The following is an 18,087-nucleotide window of genomic DNA, read 5'->3' on the forward strand; positions in this document are numbered from 1 at the left end:
GCTGCAGCCGCGACGGGACCAGGAAGTCGCGAGCACCTTCCGGGGTGGCGCGGGTCAGCATCGGCGTCTCGACCTCGACGAAGCCGTGGCGTTCCATCACCCGCCGGATCACCGAGTTGGTCTCCGCACGTCGCCGGAGGATCGACTGCATCTCCGGCCTGCGCAGGTCGACGTAGCGGTGCTTGAGCCGCAAGGTCTCGTCGACCTCGATGTCGTCCTCGACGGGGAACGGCGGGGTCTCCGACGAGGCCAGGACGTCGAGCTCGTCGGCGTGGACCTCGATCTGGCCGGTCACCAGGTCGGGGTTCTCCATGCCAGAGGGGCGACGCCGAACCTGCCCGGTGACCAACAGCACATCCTGTGACCGCACGCGGTGCGCCGCCTGCAGCGACGACCGACCCGCCGTGGCCTCACCGTCCCCGGCCGGTGGCGTGGTCTCCCCTGCGGGGACCTCACCCGCCGCCGATCGCTCCTGGTGGCCCGCGCCGCTCTGCGGGTCGACCACCACCTGCACCGTCCCGCTGCGATCGCGTAGATCGATGAACACCACGCCTCCGTGGTCGCGACGGGTGTCGACCCATCCCGCGACCGTGACCTTCTCGCCGTCGTGGTCGGCGCGGAGCGTCCCGGCGCCGTGTGTGCGCATCGCGCCGTACGGCGTGATCACCGAGCCACCTCCTGCGCGCGCTGGTCTGCGCCGAGCCGTTCGCTCAGATGGTCGACCAGGCCGTCCACCCCGACCGTGACCTGCTCACCGGTGACCAGGTCCTTGACGGAAGCGGTCCCGGCGGCCTGCTCGTCGCTGCCACGCAGCACGCAGTAGCGGATGCCGCGCCGGTCGGCGTAGCGCAGCTGCTTCCCGATCCGACCGGACCCCACGTACAGGTCGGTCGCGAGACCGCCGGCGCGCAGCCGCCCCGCCGTGGCCACCGCGTCGGCGCGGTCGCCTTCACCGAAGACGGTCACCAGCACGTCGGGCGCGTGCCGCGTGGCGTCCCGGCCGTCCAACAGCAGCAGCACCCGTTCCAGCCCGATCGAGCACCCGCAGGCCGGGATCTCGCGGTTGGTGAACATGCCGACCAGCTGGTCGTAGCGGCCCCCGGCCGCGATGCTCCCCGGCACGCCGTCAGCGACCAGCTCGAAGATGGTCCCCGTGTAGTACGACAGCCCGCGCGCCAGGACCGGCTGGCGGCGAACCCGTCCTGTGGCCAGGTTGGGCTCGACCAGGGCCAGGACCTCGTCGATCTCGGCGTGTCCCGCCCGGCCACGGTCGGTGGTCACCGCGGCCCCAGCGAGTCGCTCCTCGGCGTCCGGTTCGCTCAGGTCGGCGGCGAGGCGCTTGACCGCATCGTCGGGGATCCCGCGGTCGCGCAGCTCCCGCTCCACCCCCTCCGCGCCGACCTTGTCGAGCTTGTCGAGGGCGACCAGGGCGGTGTCCTCCAGCTCTACCGGGATGCCGTACGCCTCGATCAACCCCCGCAGGGCCTGGCGGGAGTTCACCTGCACCTCGAACCGGTCGAGGCCCAGCGCAGCGAGCGCCTCGGCGGCGGTCAGGATCACCTCGGCGTCGGCGAGCCGCGAGTCGCTGCCGACCACGTCGATGTCGCACTGGACGAACTCGCGGTAGCGGCCGCGGCCGGGCCGGTCGGCGCGCCACACCGGCGCGATGTGGTAGCGCTTGTACGGCTCGACGATCTGGTCGGAATGCTGGGCCACCACCCGGGCGAGCGGAACGGTCAGGTCGTAGCGCAGCGCCAGGTCGGCCTCGCCGCTGTCCTCGTGCTCGCCGCGGCGCAGGATCTTGAAGATGAGCTTGTCGCCCTCCTCGCCGTACTTGCCCAGCAGCACGTCGAGCCGCTCGAACGCGGGGGTGTCGAGCGGTTCGAAGCCGTGCCCGGCGAACACGCGGCGGACGGTGGCGAAGGCACGTTCGCGCCGGGTGAGCTCCGCGGCGAGGAGATCGCGTGTCCCGGACGGCGGGTTGGTGTCGGTCGACATCGCATGCGACCGTACCGGGTCGGTGCGCCGGCTCCGCCGGTGCAGCGTGTCGTCCGCGAGTCCGGCGGCCTCCCGGGACCGGCCGTCCGCGTCAACGGCCGCTGACGACCTCGGCCAGGAACGGGTTGCTGTCGCGCTCGCGCTCGACGGTCGTGGCGGGCCCGTGACCGGGCAGGACCACGACGCCGTCGTCGAGCGGGACCACCACGCGCGCCAGCGACTCCATCTGCTCCTCCCACGAGCCGCGCGGGAAGTCGGTCCGCCCCACCGACCCACGGAACAGCAGGTCGCCGGAGACCAGGATCCCCGACCGGGCGACATCGACCGGCTCGTCGAGGTGCACCTGCGCCCCGCTCAACCCGGCGGCGAGGAAGGTGACGTGTCCGGGGGTGTGACCCGGCGTGTGGTTCGCGCGGATCTCGACCCCGGCGAACGTCAGCCGCTGGTCGTCGGAGAGGTCCTGCAGGCGTTCCGTGGGGGGCTGCCACGGGGCGCCGAGGAACTGCTCGGCGTCGTCGGGTGAGATGTCCATCCCGAACCCGGCGAACGGGTCGTCCCACAGCCAGCCGTCGCCCGGGTGGAGGAACACCGGCACGTCGAGTTCCTCGGCGAGGGCCGGGACGGCCCACAGGTGGTCGAGGTGACCGTGGGTGAGCAGGATCGCCTCGCACGTCACGCCGTGCTCGTCGAGCACGCGCGGAACCTCCGTGGCGCCGTTCTCGCCCGGGTCCACCACGAACGCCGCTCCCCGTCCGCGGTCGCCGATCACGTAGCAGTTGGTCTGCCAGCGCCCGAGGCTGACCCCCGTGACGAAGCGGTCGCGCTCGTCGGCCACGTCAGCGCCCCGCCGGGGCGGTCTCGTCGCGGCGCTGCGGGATCAGGCGGTACGCGTCGTACACGCCCTCGACGCGCTTGACCGACCGCAGGACGTACTCCAGGTGGGCGGGGTCGGCGAGCTCGAACGAGAACCGCAGCACCGCGACGCGGTCGCGGCGCGTCGTCACCTGCGCCGACAGGATGTTGATGTGGAGGTCGCCGAGGACCGCGGTGATGTCGCGGAGCAGGTGCTTGCGGTCGATCGCCTCGACCTGGATGGACACCAGGAAGGTCGATGCGGCGTGGGCGTTCCACGACACCGCCACCAGCCGATCCTGCTGACGTTCCGCCAGATCGGTCAGGTTGGGACAGTCCTGGCGGTGAACCGACACGCCCCGCCCGCGGGTGACGAACCCGGTGATCGCATCGCCGGGAACGGGGGTGCAGCACCGGGCGAGCTTGCTCAGCAGGCCCTCCGCGCCGTGGACGCGGACGCCGTCGCTGGTCGCAACGTCGTGGTGGGCACGGCGCCGCGGCACCAACACCGGCGCTTCGGCTTCGGGCAGCTCACCGGCGACCCGGGCGGTCAACTGCTGGGTGACGGTCGAGACCGCCAGGTGGTTCCCGCCGATGGCCCGCAGCAGCGCGTCGGCGTCCTTGTACGACAGGTCGCTCGCCACCGCGGCGAGGTGCCCGCCGCTGGCGACGCGGTCGTAGGACATGCCTCTCTTGCGTAGCGCCCGGATCAGGGCCTCGCGCCCGCGCTCGATCGCGTCCTCGCGACGTTCACGGTTGAAGTACGCCCGGATCTTGCTCTTGGCACGGGGTGAAACTGCGTTCTTGAGCCAGTCTCGTGACGGTCCGGCGTCCTCGGCCTTGGACGTCAGGATCTCGACGACGTCGCCGTTGGTCAGCTCGTAGTCCAGCGGGACCAGCCGCCCGTTGATGCGCGCTCCGATGCAGCGGTGACCGACCTCGGTGTGGACGGCGTAGGCGAAATCGATCGGCGTGGCACCGGCGGGCAGCTCCTTGACGTCCCCGGCCGGGGTGAACACGAACACCGCGTCGGCGTACAGGTCGATCCTGAGCGAGTCGAGGTAGTCGGCCGGCTCCCGGACCTCCTGCTGCCACTCGAGCATCTGCTGCAGCCACTGCAGGTCGCTGTGCTTGGTGCGGTTGGACTCCTTGTACTTCCAGTGGGCCGCCACTCCGTACTCGGCGGTGCGGTGCATCGCCTTGGTCCGGATCTGGATCTCCAGCGGCCGGCCCTTGGGCCCCACGACGGTCGTGTGCAACGACTGGTACAGGTTGAACTTGGGCATCGCGACGTAGTCCTTGAAGCGTCCTGGGATGGGTCGCCACGTCGCGTGGATCTGGCCCAACACCGCGTAGCAGTCGCGGACGTTGTTCACGAGCACCCGGATCCCGACCAGGTCGAAGATCTCGTCGAACTCGACGCCGCGGACGACCATCTTCTCGTAGATCGAGTAGAAGTGCTTGGGGCGGCCGGTGACCTCCCCCTTCACCTTCAGCTCGCGGAGCTTGTCCTTGACCTCACCGATGACCTCCTCGAGGTAGACCTCGCGTTCTGGCTGGCGGTCGGAGACCATCGCGACGATCTCGCCGTAGCGCTTGGGATGCAGGGTCTGGAAGGCCAGGTCCTCGAGGGTGAGCTTGAACTGCTGGATCCCCAGCCGGTGGGCCAGCGGGGCGTAGATGTCGAGGGTCTCCTGTGCGATGCGCTTCTGTTTGTCGCGCGGGAGGGCGTCGATCGTCTCCATGTTGTGCAGGCGATCGGCGAGCTTGACCAGCAGCACCCGGATGTCGCTGGCCATCGCCAGGATCATCTTGCGCAGGGTCTCGGCCTGCTGCTGTTCCTTGGAGTCGACGTTGAGCCGGTCGAGTTTGGTGACGCCGTCGACCAGCCGGGCGACCTCGTCACCGAACAGGTCGGTGATCTGGTCCAGTGACGCCGGGGTGTCCTCGACGACGTCGTGCAGGAGCGCCGCGACGATGGTGTCGGTGTCCAGGCCCAGGCGGGCGAGCTTCTCCGCGACCGCGATGGGATGGGTGATGTAGGCCTCGCCCGACCAGCGTCGCTGGCCGTCGTGGGCGGCCTCGGCGTACTCGAACGCCCGCGCGACCTCGCGGACGTCGACCTTGGGGCTGGACTCGCGGATCGCCGCCAACAGCGCGCTGATCGCGCTAGGGACCAGCTCGCGGGTCGGGCGCGGGAGCCGGGACAGGACCCCCTTCACGCCCGACGGGCGCGACCGCTGGTGCGGCGGGGCGTGGGGCGCGACCGGATCCGAGGGCGCGCCAGCGGCGACGTCGCCGGTATCAGGCGTCGTCTGCTCGGCGTCGGTCTCGCTGGCTGGCACCGCGTTCCTCCTCGTGACAGGGTAACGCCGGTGGCTTGCTGTGCCGACGTGTCAGTACCGCAGGAGGCTGACGTAGTCGTACCCGACCAACCGCTCGGCGCCGCCGAGGAACCCCAGCTCGATCATGAACCCCAGGCCCGACACCTTCCCGCCGAGGCCCTCCACCAGTTCGACCGCGGCCCGGGACGTGCCGCCGGTGGCCAGGACGTCGTCGACGATCAGGACACGGTCGCCGTCGCGGATGGCGTCGGCGTGGACCTCGAGGGTCTCGGTGCCGTACTCGAGTTCGTAGGTGACCGCGTGGGTGGCGGCGGGGAGCTTCCCGGCCTTGCGCAGCGGGACGAACCCCGCGCCGAAGTGGTAGGCGACCGGCGCGGCGAGGATGAAACCCCGCGCCTCGATCCCGACCACCTTGTCGATGTTGCCACGCCCGAAACTGACCACGATGGCATCCACGACCGTGGAGAACGCGACGTGATCGAGGAGGAGCGGGGTGACGTCCTTGAAGGTCACTCCCCGCTGCGGGAAGTCCGGGATGTCGCGGATCAGAGCCCGGAGCGGTTCAGCGTCGATCGTGATGCGGGTCACGGGCCTACCGCTGCGAGCGCGGTTTCCGGCCGGGGCCGCGGACGTACCCGCGGGGTTCCAGCGGCTCGCGGCGGTCGGCCGGCGCCGGCTCGGCTTCACCGTCGCGGGACGTGTCGGCGGCGCGCTCCTCGCGGCGTTCGGCGCGTAGGGCCAGCCGCTGCATCTCCGGCTCGCGTTCCTTCCACCGCGCCAGGAACGGCCCGGCGATGAACAGCGACGAGTACGCCCCGGTCGCCAGCCCCACGAACAAGGCGATCGCCAGGTCCTGCAGGGTGGTGGCACCCAACGCCTGCGCCCCGATGAACAGGAGGGCCCCGACCGGGAGGATCGAGGTGAGCGTGGTGTTGATCGACCGCTGCAGCACCTCGTTCATGGAGGTGTTGACCGCCCCGGAGTAGGTGAGGAGCCCGGGGCGGCCCAGCTTGGCGGTGTTCTCCTTGATGCGGTCGAACACGATGGCGGTGTCGTACAGCGAGTACCCGAGGATGGTCAGGAGCGCGATGACGGTCGCGGGACTGACGTTGAACTGGAACAGCGCGTAGACGCCCGCGGTGAGGACGATGTCGTGGAACAGGGCGACGAGGGCCGCCACGGACATCTTGAACTCCAGCCGCACCGAGATGTACGCGACGACCACGATCAGGAAGACGACCAACGCCTCCAGCATCTTCCGTGAGATGCGCTCACCCCAGGTGGGCCCGACGAACGAGACCTCGACGTTGTCGGCCTGAGCGACGTCGGTCAACGCGTCGGCGACGGCGCGTTCGGTCTCGCTCCCCGGTTCGATCGCCGCCGTGCGCACGATCGCCCCGCTGGTCTGCGCCCCGTCCCGGACGAGCTGTGCCGTGGGGACCGCCGCCCCGGCGCTGGCCGCGGCGTCCTCGAGCTGATCCGAGGTGACGTCCGCGTCGATGCCGCTGACCGTGAACGACGAACCACCGACGAACTCGATCGAGAGGTTCAGTCCGCGGACCGCCAGAGCCAGCACCGCCAGGAGCATGATCGCGCCGGAGACGGTGAACCACAGCCGGCTGCGGCCGACGAAGTCGAACGACGGCCGTCTCCTCATCGTGAACCTCCCACCAGCTGGGGTTCGGTGGCGGCGCGGACCGTGCTCCGCGAGATCAGGCGCGTCCGACCCAGCAGCTGCACGGCTGGCCGGGTGAACCCGAGCAGGATCACCAGGTCCAGGGCGGTGGCCACACCCAGGGTGAACGCGAAACCACGCACGGGCCCGACCGCGAGGAAGTACAGGATGATCGCCGCAGCGATCGTCACGGTGTTCCCGGTCAGGTTGGTGCGGAAGGCCGGGCGGAAGGCGCGGACCACCGAGGTGCGGACGGTCTTGCCGGTGTCGAGCTCGTCACGGAGCCGCTCGAAGTACAGGATCGACGAGTCCGCCGCGATCCCGATCGACACGATCACGCCGGCGATCCCCGCCAGGGTCAGCGTGAACCCGACCTCACCGAGCAGGGTGATCAGCCCCACGAGGATCACCCCGAACACCATCAGCGCGGTCAACGCGACGGCGCCGAGCCAGCGGTAGAACGAGACCACGAAGACGGCGACGAGCGCGAGCCCGATCAGCCCGGCGATGATCCCCGCGCGGAGCGACTGTGCACCGAGCGTGGGTGACACGGTCGACGCGGTCGACGGCTCCAGCGTGATCGGCAGCGCGCCGGTGCGCAGGACCAGCGCCAGGTCACGGGCGTCCTGCTCACCTCCGCCGACGGTGATGATCGCTCCCCCGCCGGTGATACCGACCCCACACTGGACGCTGGGGTTCATCTCGGGGTCGCTGCGCACCACGTCGTCGAGGACGATCGCCAGCCGACCGGCACCCGGACCCGCCTGGTCACGGATGCAGGCCAGCTCGCCGGTGATCTCGGCGAACTTCCGCGCCCCGTCGCTGGTGAGATCGAGCTGGACGATCCAGGTGTTGGTGAACCCACCCTGCCCGGTCTGCTCGACCGTGGCGAGCGCGTCGGCGACCCCCTCACCGGTCAGCGCCGCCGGGCCGAGCCGGTACTTCAGCGGCGGCTGGGTGGCCTCGTCGGCGGCCGTCTCCGGGTTGTCGGGGGGAGACTCACCGCAGACCACGATCTCGGCGTCGTCGGGGACCGGCCCGTCGGGGCGGGGATCGTCGCTGGTGCAGTCGGGGCCCTCCGCCTCGTACTGCGGCGTCCCGGGGGCGAACACCTCCTGGACCGGGCGGAAGGTGAGCTTGGCGGTCTTGCCGATGATCTCCAGGGCCCGTTCGCGGTCTTCGATCCCCGGCAGCTGCACGACGATGTCGGAGCCCTGCCGCGCGATCTCCGGCTCCGCCACCCCGAGGCTGTCCACCCGGCTGCGGAGGATCTCGATCGTCTGGTCCAGGACGTCGTCGGGGACGTCGGCCCCTTCGATCGCGATCGGCGTCAGGATGACGCTGATCCCGCCACGCAGATCGAGTCCCAGCCGGGGACGGGCCCCGAAGGCCAGGACCCAGGCCAGGATGACGGCCACCACCACGGCGGTGGCGATCAACGACCCGATCAGGCCTCTGGTGTTCACGGTCGGGGCTCTCCGTCAGACGAGGGGGGTGCCGTTGGCCGCGATCCGGAACTCGCAGCCGAGCGTCCGTGCGGCACGGCGGCACATGATCATGCGATCGAGGAAGATCTCGAAGTACTCCAGCAAGCCGCTGATGGACTCGTCCAGATCCAACTCCAACGTGATGGTGGCAGCCTCGCCGTCAACGCGGAGGAACGAGCGGGTCACCGCGTAGTTGACCCGGTCGTGGATGTCGGCGGCGGTGTCCGCCTTGGCACGGACGCGGCTGCGGTGCACGTCGGACTTGTCGGCGAGGATCACGGCGGCCGCGACCGGTCCCACACTCATCCCGTACTGCTCTTCGTGGTTCCCGACGGCGGACATCACGATCCCGATGCGGTAGGGGTCCACACCGATGCGGTGCAGCGCGTCGTGGGCGATCCACGCCGACGTCAGGCCGTGGTTGAGCCGACTCGCGACGTTGCCCACGTCGTGGAGGTACCCGGCGAGCGCGGCTAGCTCGCACAGCGCCTCGTCGCCCCCAAGGTACTTCAGCACGTTGTAGGCGATGCGCCCGACGAGGCTGGCGTGGCGGAAGCCGTGCTCGGTGAACCCCTGCACCGCCATGAACTGATCGGCCAGCTTCATGAACGCGGTGACGGTGGGGTCCTGCTCGATCTCCTCGAGCAGCGGCACGCTCGCGCCGGTGCGCCGTTCGGCTTCCTCGCCGATCTCCTCAGCCTCGCGGACGGTGTCGGCGGCGTCCACGCCGCGGAGAAGGGCCAGCTCGGGAGACTGGCGCAGCATCGTCGCGGGGTCGGGGGGGATGGTGGGGGCTGGCACCTCACGTGGGTGCGGGTGCTCGGGGGTGGCTTCGGAGGTTGGGAACTCGGCCGCTTCGCTCACGCCTTCGAGCTCTCCTCGACGTGCTCGCCGTACGTGACCTTGCGGGCGACCGCCTGGCGCTGGAAGCGCAGCACCGTGTCGTCGGTCACCTCCAGGTCGACGTAGTCGTCGGCGACCCTCTGCACGCGGCCGTGCATGCCGCCGATCGTGATGACGTCGTCGCCCTTCTGCAGGGACGCGATCAGGTCCCGGTGTTCGCGCTGTCGCTTCTGCTGGGGACGGATCAACAGGAAGTACAGCACCGCCAGGAACAGCAGCGGGATCAGAAGTCCGCTGAACGCATCCATCCGAGGCAACCTCGCCGGTCGTCACGACGACGCCCGCCGGGCCGGCGGGCGTGGACCCGCCACTGTACCAGCGGTCGCCACCGCCCCCCAGGTACGAGGCGGGGCACGACGTCGCGGTGGCTGCGGTGGTCGCCGGTCGTGATGCACCTACTCGAACAGGGTCGGGTCCACGCCGTCGGGGCGGGGGGCGGGGACCCCGAGGTGACCGTGGGCGGCCGCCGTGGCCACGCGACCGCGGGGCGTGCGCTGGATGAACCCCTGTTGGATCAGGAACGGCTCGACCACGTCCTCGATCGTGTCGGGCTCCTCGCCGACCGCGGTCGCCAGGGTGGTCAGTCCCACGGGGCCGCCGCCGAAGCGGCGCACGACCGCTTCGAGGATGCGCAGGTCCAGGCGGTCCAGGCCGACCTCGTCGACCTCGAACACGGCCAGGGCGGCTCGGGCGACGTCCGCGTCGATGCGACCGTCGGCCTCCACCTGGGCGTAATCGCGGACCCGGCGCAGGAGCCGGTTGGCGATGCGGGGGGTGCCTCGAGACCGGCGGGCGACCTCGGCGGCGCCACCGTCGTCGAGCGACACCGACAGCAACCGTGCGGATCGGGTCACGATCCGCTTCAACTCCGCCGCTGCGTAGAACTCGAGGTGGGCGGCGAACCCGAACCGGTCGCGCAGCGGTGACGTCATCAGCCCGGTCCGCGTGGTGGCCCCCACCAACGTGAAGCGGGGCAGGTCCAGGCGGATCGAGCGTGCTGCGGGACCCTTCCCGACCACGATGTCGATCTGGAAGTCCTCCATCGCCGGGTACAGGACCTCCTCGACCTGCCGGGGCATGCGGTGGATCTCATCGACGAAGAGCACGTCACCGGGTTCGAGGTTGGTCAGGATGGCGGCGAGGTCACCGGGGCGTTCCAGTGCAGGGCCGGAGGTGGCCCGCAGCTGCGCGTCGAGCTCCGCGGCGATGATGCCCGCCAACGACGTCTTACCGAGACCCGGAGGCCCGCTGAGCAGGACGTGGTCGGCGGGTTGGCCGCGGCCCCGCGCCCCACGGATCACCAGCTCGAGCTGGCGTTTGATGCGGTCCTGGCCGACGAACTCGTCGAGCCGCCGTGGCCTCAGCGACGCCTCGTCGCGGTCCTCGTCGGGGAGAGCCGCCAGATCGAGCACCTCACTGCGTTCCGTCACTGGCCCGCCCCCGCCAGAGACCGCAGGGCAGCCCGCAGGAGCTCGCCGACGTCGCCGTCGTCGTGCAACGCTTCGACCGCTCGATGCGCCTCCGCCGCGCTGTAGCCGAGTTCCAACAGGGCCAGGCGGACCTCGCCCAGGGGAGTCGCGCCAGCCGCGGTAACGGCCACGACGTCCGCCTGTTCGCCCGAGCCGAGCTTGTCGCGGAGCTCGAGCACGAGCCGCTGGGCGCTCTTCTTACCGATGCCGGGCACGACCGTGAGCGCATCGACGTCGCCGCCCGCCACGGCCCGCCGCAGTGCGTCCGGCGCGAGCGTGGACAGCGCCGCCAACGCCAGCTTGGGCCCGACCCCCGACGCCGTCAGGAGCGCCTCGAACAGGTCTCTCACCTCCGCGGTGGGGAACCCGTACAGGGTCATGGAGTCCTCACGGACCTGGAGCGACGTGTGCAGCTCGACGTCACCACCGGGTCGCGGGAGCCGGCCGGCGAGCCCGGCGGGGACCACCACCAGGTAGCCGACCCCGCCCACGTCGACCACGACCTGGGCCGCGTCACCCGATGGGGAGCTGCCACGGGCGGCGACGCTGCCCCTCAGCTGTGCGATCATCGCTCACCTCGCGTCCCGCCCACCGCACGCACGTGTGGCCGGTCGAGGACGGCCTCCCAGTCCGCGGCGCCGTCAGCCTTGGCCGCCGCTTCGGCGCTGCGCAGCCGGCCGGAGGCGTTCGTCTCGTCGGGATCGCCGACCCGCCGGGCACGTGCCAGGTGGCACAGGGCGACCGCCAGGGCGTCGGACACGTCCGCGGGCGTGGGCCGGTGCGCGAGCCTCAGTTGGGCCGCCACCATCCGGGCCACTGCCTGCTTGTCGGCGCTGCCGTGACCAGCCACCGTCGACTTGACGTCCGTTGGGGTGTAGCTGGCCACCGGCAAGCCGGCTTGAGCCGCCGCCAGCAGCGCCACCCCGGCCGCCTGCCCGACGCCCATGGCGGTGCGGGCGTTGGCGGAGAACAGCACCCGCTCGCACGCCACCACGTCCGGTCCGTGACGGTCGATCGCGTCGGCGACGGCGACGTGCAGTGCAGCCAGGCGTCGCTCGATCGGCAGGTCTGCGGCGGTCCGCACGACGCCCATCGCGACCGCCGAGGGCGCCGCCGGTGGTCCGTCGACGACGCCCAAGCCACACCGGGTCAGCCCCGGGTCGACTCCCAGGACACGGAGCCGCATCACCTCTCCTCCCCGCGCCCGCCGTCGTGGGCATCGTCTGCGGGACGCCTCCGCGGGCGAGCCCCGAACAGGTGTTCACGGCACGATAGCAGCGCGGCGGGAGACGGCCGGGGAAGTCCAACACCGGTGAGAACGGGGCGCGATCCACCCACGGGCGCTCCTCGCAGCTTGTCCCCGCCGGACGCCACGGCGACCGCCATCGCTGCTGGGTGTCTCACGTGCCGTCGCCCTGTGGAGGTGGTGGGGCGTCGGCGGGTGGCTCGATGGTGATCGGCGCGTCGAAGCCGAAGTAGGCGTGGTCCATGAAGTGGCCCTGGGCGCGCATCTCGGCACGGCGGACGAGCCCGTCGGCGTCGATCGACAGCCGGTACCAGATCGGCGTCCGCTCGCCCACCAGGACGAAGAACGACACCGCCCGTGTCGGCGTTCCGGCGATCGCCTCCTCGCTGATGACGTGGACACCGCGCTTGCCCTCGTAGTCCCAGATGTAGGACGGGACCCGGAGCGACGGTCCGCGGCTGACCGTCCACGGCTCGTCCGCTTGGCGGCGCCAGATGACGTCGCCGATGCGGATCGTGACCCGGTCGTAGGTGTGGACCTCGAACCGCAGCCGGTCGGGGGCGACCATCGCGGCGGACGAGCGGATCGGGGGCTCGGTGGGCCCGAAGACCTCCTCGTAGCGCAGCGACCGCAGATCGCCCATGACCCGCGCCATCCGCTCGAGCACATCGGTGCCGTCGGGGGCGGGAAGTGGGGGGAGCTGGAACCTCGCGGGTGGAGCGTCCACGCCGTCCATGGTGACCTCGATGGTCTCTCCGCCGTCGAGCACCAGTGCGGTCTCGCGGCACGCCAGGCCGCACGACTCGAGGGTGTGCTGCTCGCCACCGACGGTGAGGGTGGCGCGCCGGCCTCCGGCGTTCTCCGTGCCGCCTGGCGGCAGGAGGTAGACGAGCACGTCGTTGCGTCCGGGACGGCCCGGGCGCAACGTCAGTCCCACGACCACGTCCCCGGTGGTCGCCGCCAGCGTCAGGTCGTCGTCACGGGGGTAGGCCGGCGACGCCGTGCCGTGGGCCTGGGCTGCATCCTCGGCCGCGCGCCGGGGCGGCACCGGGTAGGCGGCCAGTAGGGCAGCGGCCGCGACAACGATCACCGACAGCACCGCCTCGCGACGGGGACGGGCGACGCGACGCTGCCAGGCTCGCCACGACAGCGGCACCATGAGCGTGACCACGGCCAGCTTCAAGAACAGCACCCGCCCGTAGGAGGTCGTCCACAGATCGCTCAGAGCGAGGAGCTCCTGGGTTGCACGCAGGCTCCCGGACGCCACCGTGACGATGAACGCCGGGACCGCGACCGGGGAGAAGCGACGCAGGAGCTGACGCGCGCCATCACCCCGCCAGCCCTGCGGCGGGCGGACCGTCGCCAGGGCCAGGATGCCGCCCACCCACAGACCCGCGGACAGCAGGTGGGCCGCGTCGACCGTGACCGCCCACCACGTCGGCCGGGCCGCCGCAGCGTGACCCGACGCTGCCAGCGCCCCGACCGCGGCGACCACGCCGGCCGCAGCCACCCATCGGAGCCCCCCCGCCGCCGCGAACAGGGCGAGCCCCTCCGCCGCAAGACGCACCAGCCGAGGGATCCCGGGGTCGGCGGTCAGGTAGCGGCCCACCGACATCGGCGACACCGTCGGGGCGGCGAGCAACGCCTCGCCGACCACCACGGCCGCACCGGCCGCCAGGGCCACACCCAGGATCCAGGCGAGCCGGACCCGCACCCACGGCAGCTGCGGGTCGCGTCGCCGCAGCCGCGAGAGGAGCAACATGCCGACGGCGGTGAGCAGCGCCGCGTACTCCACCGCACGCCCGACCGCCAGGACCACGTCGGCAGTCCCCGGCTCGACCGTGGTCGCCGGGGCAGTGTCGGTCGGGGTGACTCCCACACCGAACCGGAACGACCCGCGCAGCGTGTGACCGTCCAGCGGCGAGACCGTCTTCCACTCGACGACGTAGACGCCTTGCGCGGTCGTGTCGAGGGCCGCGGCCATCGTCCGCTCGCCCGCCGAGGTCCGCTCCCAGGCCTGCCCGTCGGGGTCGGTCACACGCAGCGACGACAGGTCGATGATGAGCGGCTCGCTGAAACGCACCGTGACGAGCCCCGGTGCGGTCGCCAGTTGCGTGCCGGCTTCCGGCTCCGACGACACGAGCGCCGCGTGACCCCACGCCGGCGGGATGCCGACCGCGAGGAGCCATGCCCCGACGAGCAGGCCAACGAACACGGTGGACGCGCGGACGCCACGACGCACGGTTGAGAGCACGACCTCTGGATACGGGGCTGCCGGTAGCCGGCCCATCATCCTACCGTCGCGTAGTAGCACCGGGGGGCGGCCTGCCGAGCCGGCCGCGGAGGCGGCGACAGGCAGTCGGCGAGGCACGTTGAAGTGAGACAGGTGTCGCTACGAGATGCTGCGACGGACCTCTCGCCTGCGGAGATATTCGGCGACGTCGTCGTAACGGTCGTCCGCGTTGGCGAACTCGACGTAGTTGCGCGCCCGCGCGAGCCACTCGATGGTCGTTGGACGGACGCTCGCCACGGCTTCGACGAGGTGCGCTCCCGTCAGCGGAGGCTCACCACCGCGGACGAGCGCCTCCTCGATGACGGCATCGATCGCCAGCTCGACCATCGCGCGCAGATCCGCGCCGCTGAAGAGCGCCGTGGCCGAGGCGACCCGGCTGACGTCCACGTCGCGGGTGGGGACACCATCGAGCAGCAGTTCGAGGATGGTGCGGCGAGCGGGCGCGTCGGGCGGCGGCACGAAGATCCGTCGATCGAAGCGCCCCGGCCGCAGCAGTGCATCGTCGATGTCCCACGGGGTGTTCGACGCTGCCAACACGAGGACGTCGCGGTTGTCGGCGCCCATCGCGTCGAGTTCCTGGAGGAGGAGGTCGACCAGCGTCCGCGCCGCCGACCCGGCCTGCTTCCGACGCGCGTACGCCAAACCGTCGAGCTCATCGAGGAACACCACGCAGGGCGCCGCTGCGCGCGCCGCCTCGAACGCTGCGTGCAGGTTCTGCTCGCTGACGCCCAGCCACGGGTCGAGGATCTGCTCGATCCGGACGTTCAGGAACGGAAGATGGCACTCCCCGGCAGTGGCGCGGGCGAGGAGCGTCTTGCCACAACCCGGAGGCCCGTAGAGCAGCACACCGCCACCGACCCGCCGCCGGTAGCGCTCGTACAGCTCCGGCCGGGTCTGCGGCAGGATGATCGCACGGTGGATCGTCCTCTTGACCTCGTCCAGACCGCCCACGTCGTCGAAGGTCCGCGCGTCCGCGGGATCCACCAGGAACAGTGGCGCGTCAGGATCCGGACCGGCGGGAACGCGCTGCAGGCCACGTGCTTCCAGCGCCTCGGAGATCGCATGCTCGAGGGCGGCCACGCCATCCACGACCCCGTGGCGGCGCGCGGCTTCGACCAGTCCCCGAGCGAGGTCCAGCCTGCCTTGTGACACAGCCAGCTGCCCAGCGGTCAGCGCTTCGGTACCCGGCAGAGCATCCAGCGACAGCAGAACTTCGTACTCGGCCAGGCCGTCGGAAACCCGTCCATCGGCGATGAGGGTCTCGGCGAGGAGCAGCCGCAACGCCGGATCGGACGGGTTCGCCTCGACCGCACGCCGGAGCGACCGGATGCGATCGCTCATGGTCGTGTCCTCCCCACCCACCAACTCACCGCGCGCGGAGCCGTCCAGCTGTAGACGGTGAACAGGAAGTACGTGGCGATGACAACGCCCGCCGCGGCGATCTGGCCCGCGACCATGAGCACTGTTCCGACGACGACGGTCGCCAGCCACACCAGCCCGGGGCCCCACCGATCGACGATCCGCATCGGAGTCAGAGCGGGGTGCGCCGCGATGCGGATCTGGCGTGCCGTGTCGACGGCGTCGGCATCCGACGGGTCGGCGGCGGCCACGACGTCGAAGTGTCGACGCGCCGTGCGGTAGCGCGCCGTTGCGGTGGCCGCCAGACCGGCGAAGGCATGTCCTGCCCGACCATCGGGCTGGGCAGCGAGAAGCCTCTGCGCTCCCTCTCCGACCACTTCGACCCGGCCGCGTACCCACGCCACGAGGGCCCGGGTCGCTTCGACCTCCGCCGACTCAGGATCGAGCTCGGCTGCGCGTTCGACCAGACGTTCAGCCTTCCCGGGCTGTCCCGCCTCGGCCAACAAGCGCGCGTAGCTGCAGAGCAGCGATGCGTCATCCGGGCGGACCCGCAACGCTGCCAAGTACGCCTCTTCCGCCTCGACGAGCTGCCCGCTCTCTCTCCGTGCATCGCCTAGCAGAGCGAGGAGCTCAACGTCGTCGGGGGCGTCGCGCAGGGCGATCGACGCCGCGCGTTCCGCCTCGGCGAACCGCCGCAACGCGAGCAGCGCATGACCACGCAGGAGCAGACCCAGCGGAGAACCCGCTTGGTCCCCGGCGCGCGCTAGCTCGTCGAGTGCCCGCTGCGGCCTGTCGATCGTCAACCAGTGGGCTGCCAACCCGAGGTGATCGCTGGCCCCCCCGGACATCAACGCACCGCGAACAGGAGACCCACCAGGATCGCCTGCGCGAAGCCACCCAGCGCCGCCGCTGTGAGCCCCGGCCGCCACAAGGATGCGTACTCGCCATCGCGGATCTCGAACGCCCGAGCAGCAGGCGCCAGCAGACGGACGAACACCAGGTGCGCCAGGATGGCGACCCCGCGTCCGAGGAACCGTACGGGACGCGCGCTCGCGAACAGCCCAGCACCCTGCGGTGCGAGCGGCAGCGCGAGGAGCAGGACCGCAGCGAACGCGACGGCACCGATCGCGATGATCCGGTGTCGATCGCGTACCGACACCGCTAACCGCTGCGCATCCAAGTAGGCGATCGCGGTGATGGCGATGACACCGCCGAAGAACGCCACGTACACCATCGAACGCGGATCCCATGGGCTTTCCAACGCCCCCGGCACCCCGCGAGCAGCGATCGAAGGCTGCAGCAGTTCGTCATCGGCGTGGCTCATGTCCCTCTCCCGTCACGGCGCGAGCATGCAGGCCCTGCAAAGAAGGGTGCGAGGCTGAACGAGTCTCGGAACACGGAGTCGTGTTCTTTAACGCCGACCCCGGTGTGCGAACCGTGAGGCTGGTGGCCGTCTGGAAGGCGTACGACCCGGATCTCGCCTACACCACGGTCATGACCGTGCTGTCGCGGCTCCACCACAAGGGTCTCGTGAGGCGGCAACGCGTCGGGCGCGGCTACCGCTACGAGCCGGTGTACACATCGGACGAGCTCGTCAGCACGTTGGGCCGTCGGGAGGTGGACGGACTGGTCGAACGCTACGGCACGGTCGCACTGGCCCACTTCGTGGACGCGCTGCGCGAGACGGACCCGGAGCTGCTGGGGCGGGCGGAGTCCGTGGCCCAACAACAGGACCGTGACTGAGCCGCGCGTCTCTCGTGAGGCCGGTTGCGCGGGTCGCTCACCGCTGCCCACAGCCCTGCACTGCAGCGCCCGCGCCCGGAGTCGCGCCCCGTGCCACCGCCGCGCCAGGCGTCATTCCTCCGCCAGCTGCTCCATCAACGCATCGTCGATGTCGTAGTTGGCGTAGAACTCCTGCACATCGTCGTTGTCGTCGATGGCGTCGAGCAGCCGCATCAGCTTCTTGGCATCCTGCAGGTCGGTGACCGGCACGGTGCTCGAGGGGACCATCGTCGAGACCGCCTCCTTCACCGGCAGGCCCTTGTCCTGCAACGCGCCCCGCAGACCACGCACGTCGCTGGGATCGCACCAGGCGATGAACTGGTCCCCCTGGTCCTCGATGTCCTCCAAGCCGGCGTCGAGGCCGGCGACGAGCAGGTCGTCTTCGGTGGCGCCGTCGGAGCCAACCACGACCATCCCGCGGCGGTCGAACAGGTACGCCACCGAGCCGGGTTCGGCGAGGCTGCCGCCGTGCTTGGTGAAGATCGCGCGGACGTCCGCGGCTGTCCGGTTGCGGTTGTCGGTGAGGCAGTCGACCAGGACAGCGACGCCACCCCCGGCGTAACCCTCGTACTGCACCGGCTCGTACGACACCCCTTCGAGCTCGCCGGAGCCGCGTTTGACCGCCCGCTCGATCGTGTCCTTGGGGACGGAGTTGTCCTTGGCGCGCTGGATCGCGTC

General features: G+C 71.0%; 17 protein-coding genes and 1 pseudogene. 1 reads left to right on the forward strand and 17 read right to left on the reverse strand.

What is annotated here, in order from left to right:
* The 16 genes from M3N57_07695 to M3N57_07770 form a co-directional block, all read right to left on the reverse strand.
* The coding region (locus M3N57_07695; protein MDP9022566.1) for an OB-fold nucleic acid binding domain-containing protein at positions 1–646 on the reverse strand (646 nt) is incomplete at its 3' end.
* Between the two features lie 17 nt (positions 647–663).
* Positions 664–1,998, reverse strand: coding sequence for a histidine--tRNA ligase (gene hisS / locus M3N57_07700; protein MDP9022567.1), 1,335 nt, complete (start codon positions 1,996–1,998; stop codon positions 664–666).
* 91 nt (positions 1,999–2,089) lie between these two features.
* Positions 2,090–2,833 carry an MBL fold metallo-hydrolase gene (locus tag M3N57_07705; protein ID MDP9022568.1) on the reverse strand — a complete coding sequence of 248 codons (744 nt, stop codon included), beginning with the start codon at positions 2,831–2,833 and terminating at the stop codon, positions 2,090–2,092.
* A 1-nt stretch (position 2,834) separates the two neighbouring features.
* On the reverse strand, positions 2,835–5,195 hold the full coding sequence (locus M3N57_07710; GenBank protein ID MDP9022569.1) for a bifunctional (p)ppGpp synthetase/guanosine-3',5'-bis(diphosphate) 3'-pyrophosphohydrolase: 2,361 nt from the start codon (positions 5,193–5,195) through the stop codon (positions 2,835–2,837).
* Positions 5,196–5,246: 51 nt separating this feature from the next.
* The gene (locus tag M3N57_07715; protein ID MDP9022570.1) at positions 5,247–5,783 is read right to left on the reverse strand and encodes an adenine phosphoribosyltransferase; all 537 of its coding nucleotides are present in this window, start codon (positions 5,781–5,783) and stop codon (positions 5,247–5,249) included.
* A 4-nt stretch (positions 5,784–5,787) separates the two neighbouring features.
* Positions 5,788–6,852, reverse strand: coding sequence for a protein translocase subunit SecF (secF, locus tag M3N57_07720; GenBank protein ID MDP9022571.1), 1,065 nt, complete (start codon positions 6,850–6,852; stop codon positions 5,788–5,790).
* Positions 6,849–8,336, reverse strand: coding sequence for a protein translocase subunit SecD (secD, locus tag M3N57_07725; GenBank protein ID MDP9022572.1), 1,488 nt, complete (start codon positions 8,334–8,336; stop codon positions 6,849–6,851). The genes secF and secD overlap by 4 nt, the downstream gene beginning before the upstream one ends.
* A gap of 15 nt (positions 8,337–8,351) precedes the next feature.
* Positions 8,352–8,963, reverse strand: coding sequence for a phosphohydrolase (locus M3N57_07730; GenBank protein ID MDP9022573.1), 612 nt, complete (start codon positions 8,961–8,963; stop codon positions 8,352–8,354).
* A 254-nt stretch (positions 8,964–9,217) separates the two neighbouring features.
* Positions 9,218–9,508: a preprotein translocase subunit YajC gene (gene yajC / locus M3N57_07735; protein ID MDP9022574.1), complete on the reverse strand. Its 291-nt coding sequence runs from the start codon at positions 9,506–9,508 to the stop codon at positions 9,218–9,220.
* A 147-nt stretch (positions 9,509–9,655) separates the two neighbouring features.
* Positions 9,656–10,690, reverse strand: coding sequence for a Holliday junction branch migration DNA helicase RuvB (gene ruvB, locus M3N57_07740; GenBank protein MDP9022575.1), 1,035 nt, complete (start codon positions 10,688–10,690; stop codon positions 9,656–9,658).
* Positions 10,687–11,298 (reverse strand): Holliday junction branch migration protein RuvA, encoded by a 612-nt coding sequence (gene ruvA, locus M3N57_07745; protein MDP9022576.1) that lies wholly within the window; start codon positions 11,296–11,298, stop codon positions 10,687–10,689. The genes ruvB and ruvA overlap by 4 nt, the downstream gene beginning before the upstream one ends.
* The gene (gene ruvC, locus M3N57_07750; GenBank protein MDP9022577.1) at positions 11,295–11,915 is read right to left on the reverse strand and encodes a crossover junction endodeoxyribonuclease RuvC; all 621 of its coding nucleotides are present in this window, start codon (positions 11,913–11,915) and stop codon (positions 11,295–11,297) included. The genes ruvA and ruvC overlap by 4 nt, the downstream gene beginning before the upstream one ends.
* 214 nt (positions 11,916–12,129) lie before the next feature.
* Positions 12,130–14,229, reverse strand: a complete 2,100-nt coding sequence (locus M3N57_07755; GenBank protein MDP9022578.1) for a copper resistance protein CopC/CopD — start codon at positions 14,227–14,229, stop codon at positions 12,130–12,132.
* Between the two features lie 138 nt (positions 14,230–14,367).
* Positions 14,368–15,609 carry an AAA family ATPase gene (locus M3N57_07760; protein ID MDP9022579.1) on the reverse strand — a complete coding sequence of 414 codons (1,242 nt, stop codon included), beginning with the start codon at positions 15,607–15,609 and terminating at the stop codon, positions 14,368–14,370.
* Positions 15,606–16,475: a tetratricopeptide repeat protein gene (locus tag M3N57_07765; protein ID MDP9022580.1), complete on the reverse strand. Its 870-nt coding sequence runs from the start codon at positions 16,473–16,475 to the stop codon at positions 15,606–15,608. The genes M3N57_07760 and M3N57_07765 overlap by 4 nt, the downstream gene beginning before the upstream one ends.
* Complete coding sequence (locus tag M3N57_07770; GenBank protein MDP9022581.1) at positions 16,475–16,951, reverse strand: hypothetical protein; 477 nt, start codon at positions 16,949–16,951, stop codon at positions 16,475–16,477. Before M3N57_07770 ends, M3N57_07765 begins: the two co-directional genes overlap by 1 nt.
* 149 nt (positions 16,952–17,100) lie before the next feature.
* Here M3N57_07770 and M3N57_07775 point away from each other — a divergent pair.
* A pseudogene (locus tag M3N57_07775) lies at positions 17,101–17,370 on the forward strand (BlaI/MecI/CopY family transcriptional regulator).
* Between the two features lie 111 nt (positions 17,371–17,481).
* Here M3N57_07775 and M3N57_07780 read toward each other — a convergent pair.
* On the reverse strand, positions 17,482–18,087 hold a 606-nt coding region (locus M3N57_07780; protein ID MDP9022582.1), incomplete at its 5' end, for a YebC/PmpR family DNA-binding transcriptional regulator.

This window comes from Actinomycetota bacterium (genome assembly GCA_030776725.1).
Taxonomy (GTDB): domain Bacteria; phylum Actinomycetota; class Nitriliruptoria; order Nitriliruptorales; family JAHWKO01; genus JAHWKW01.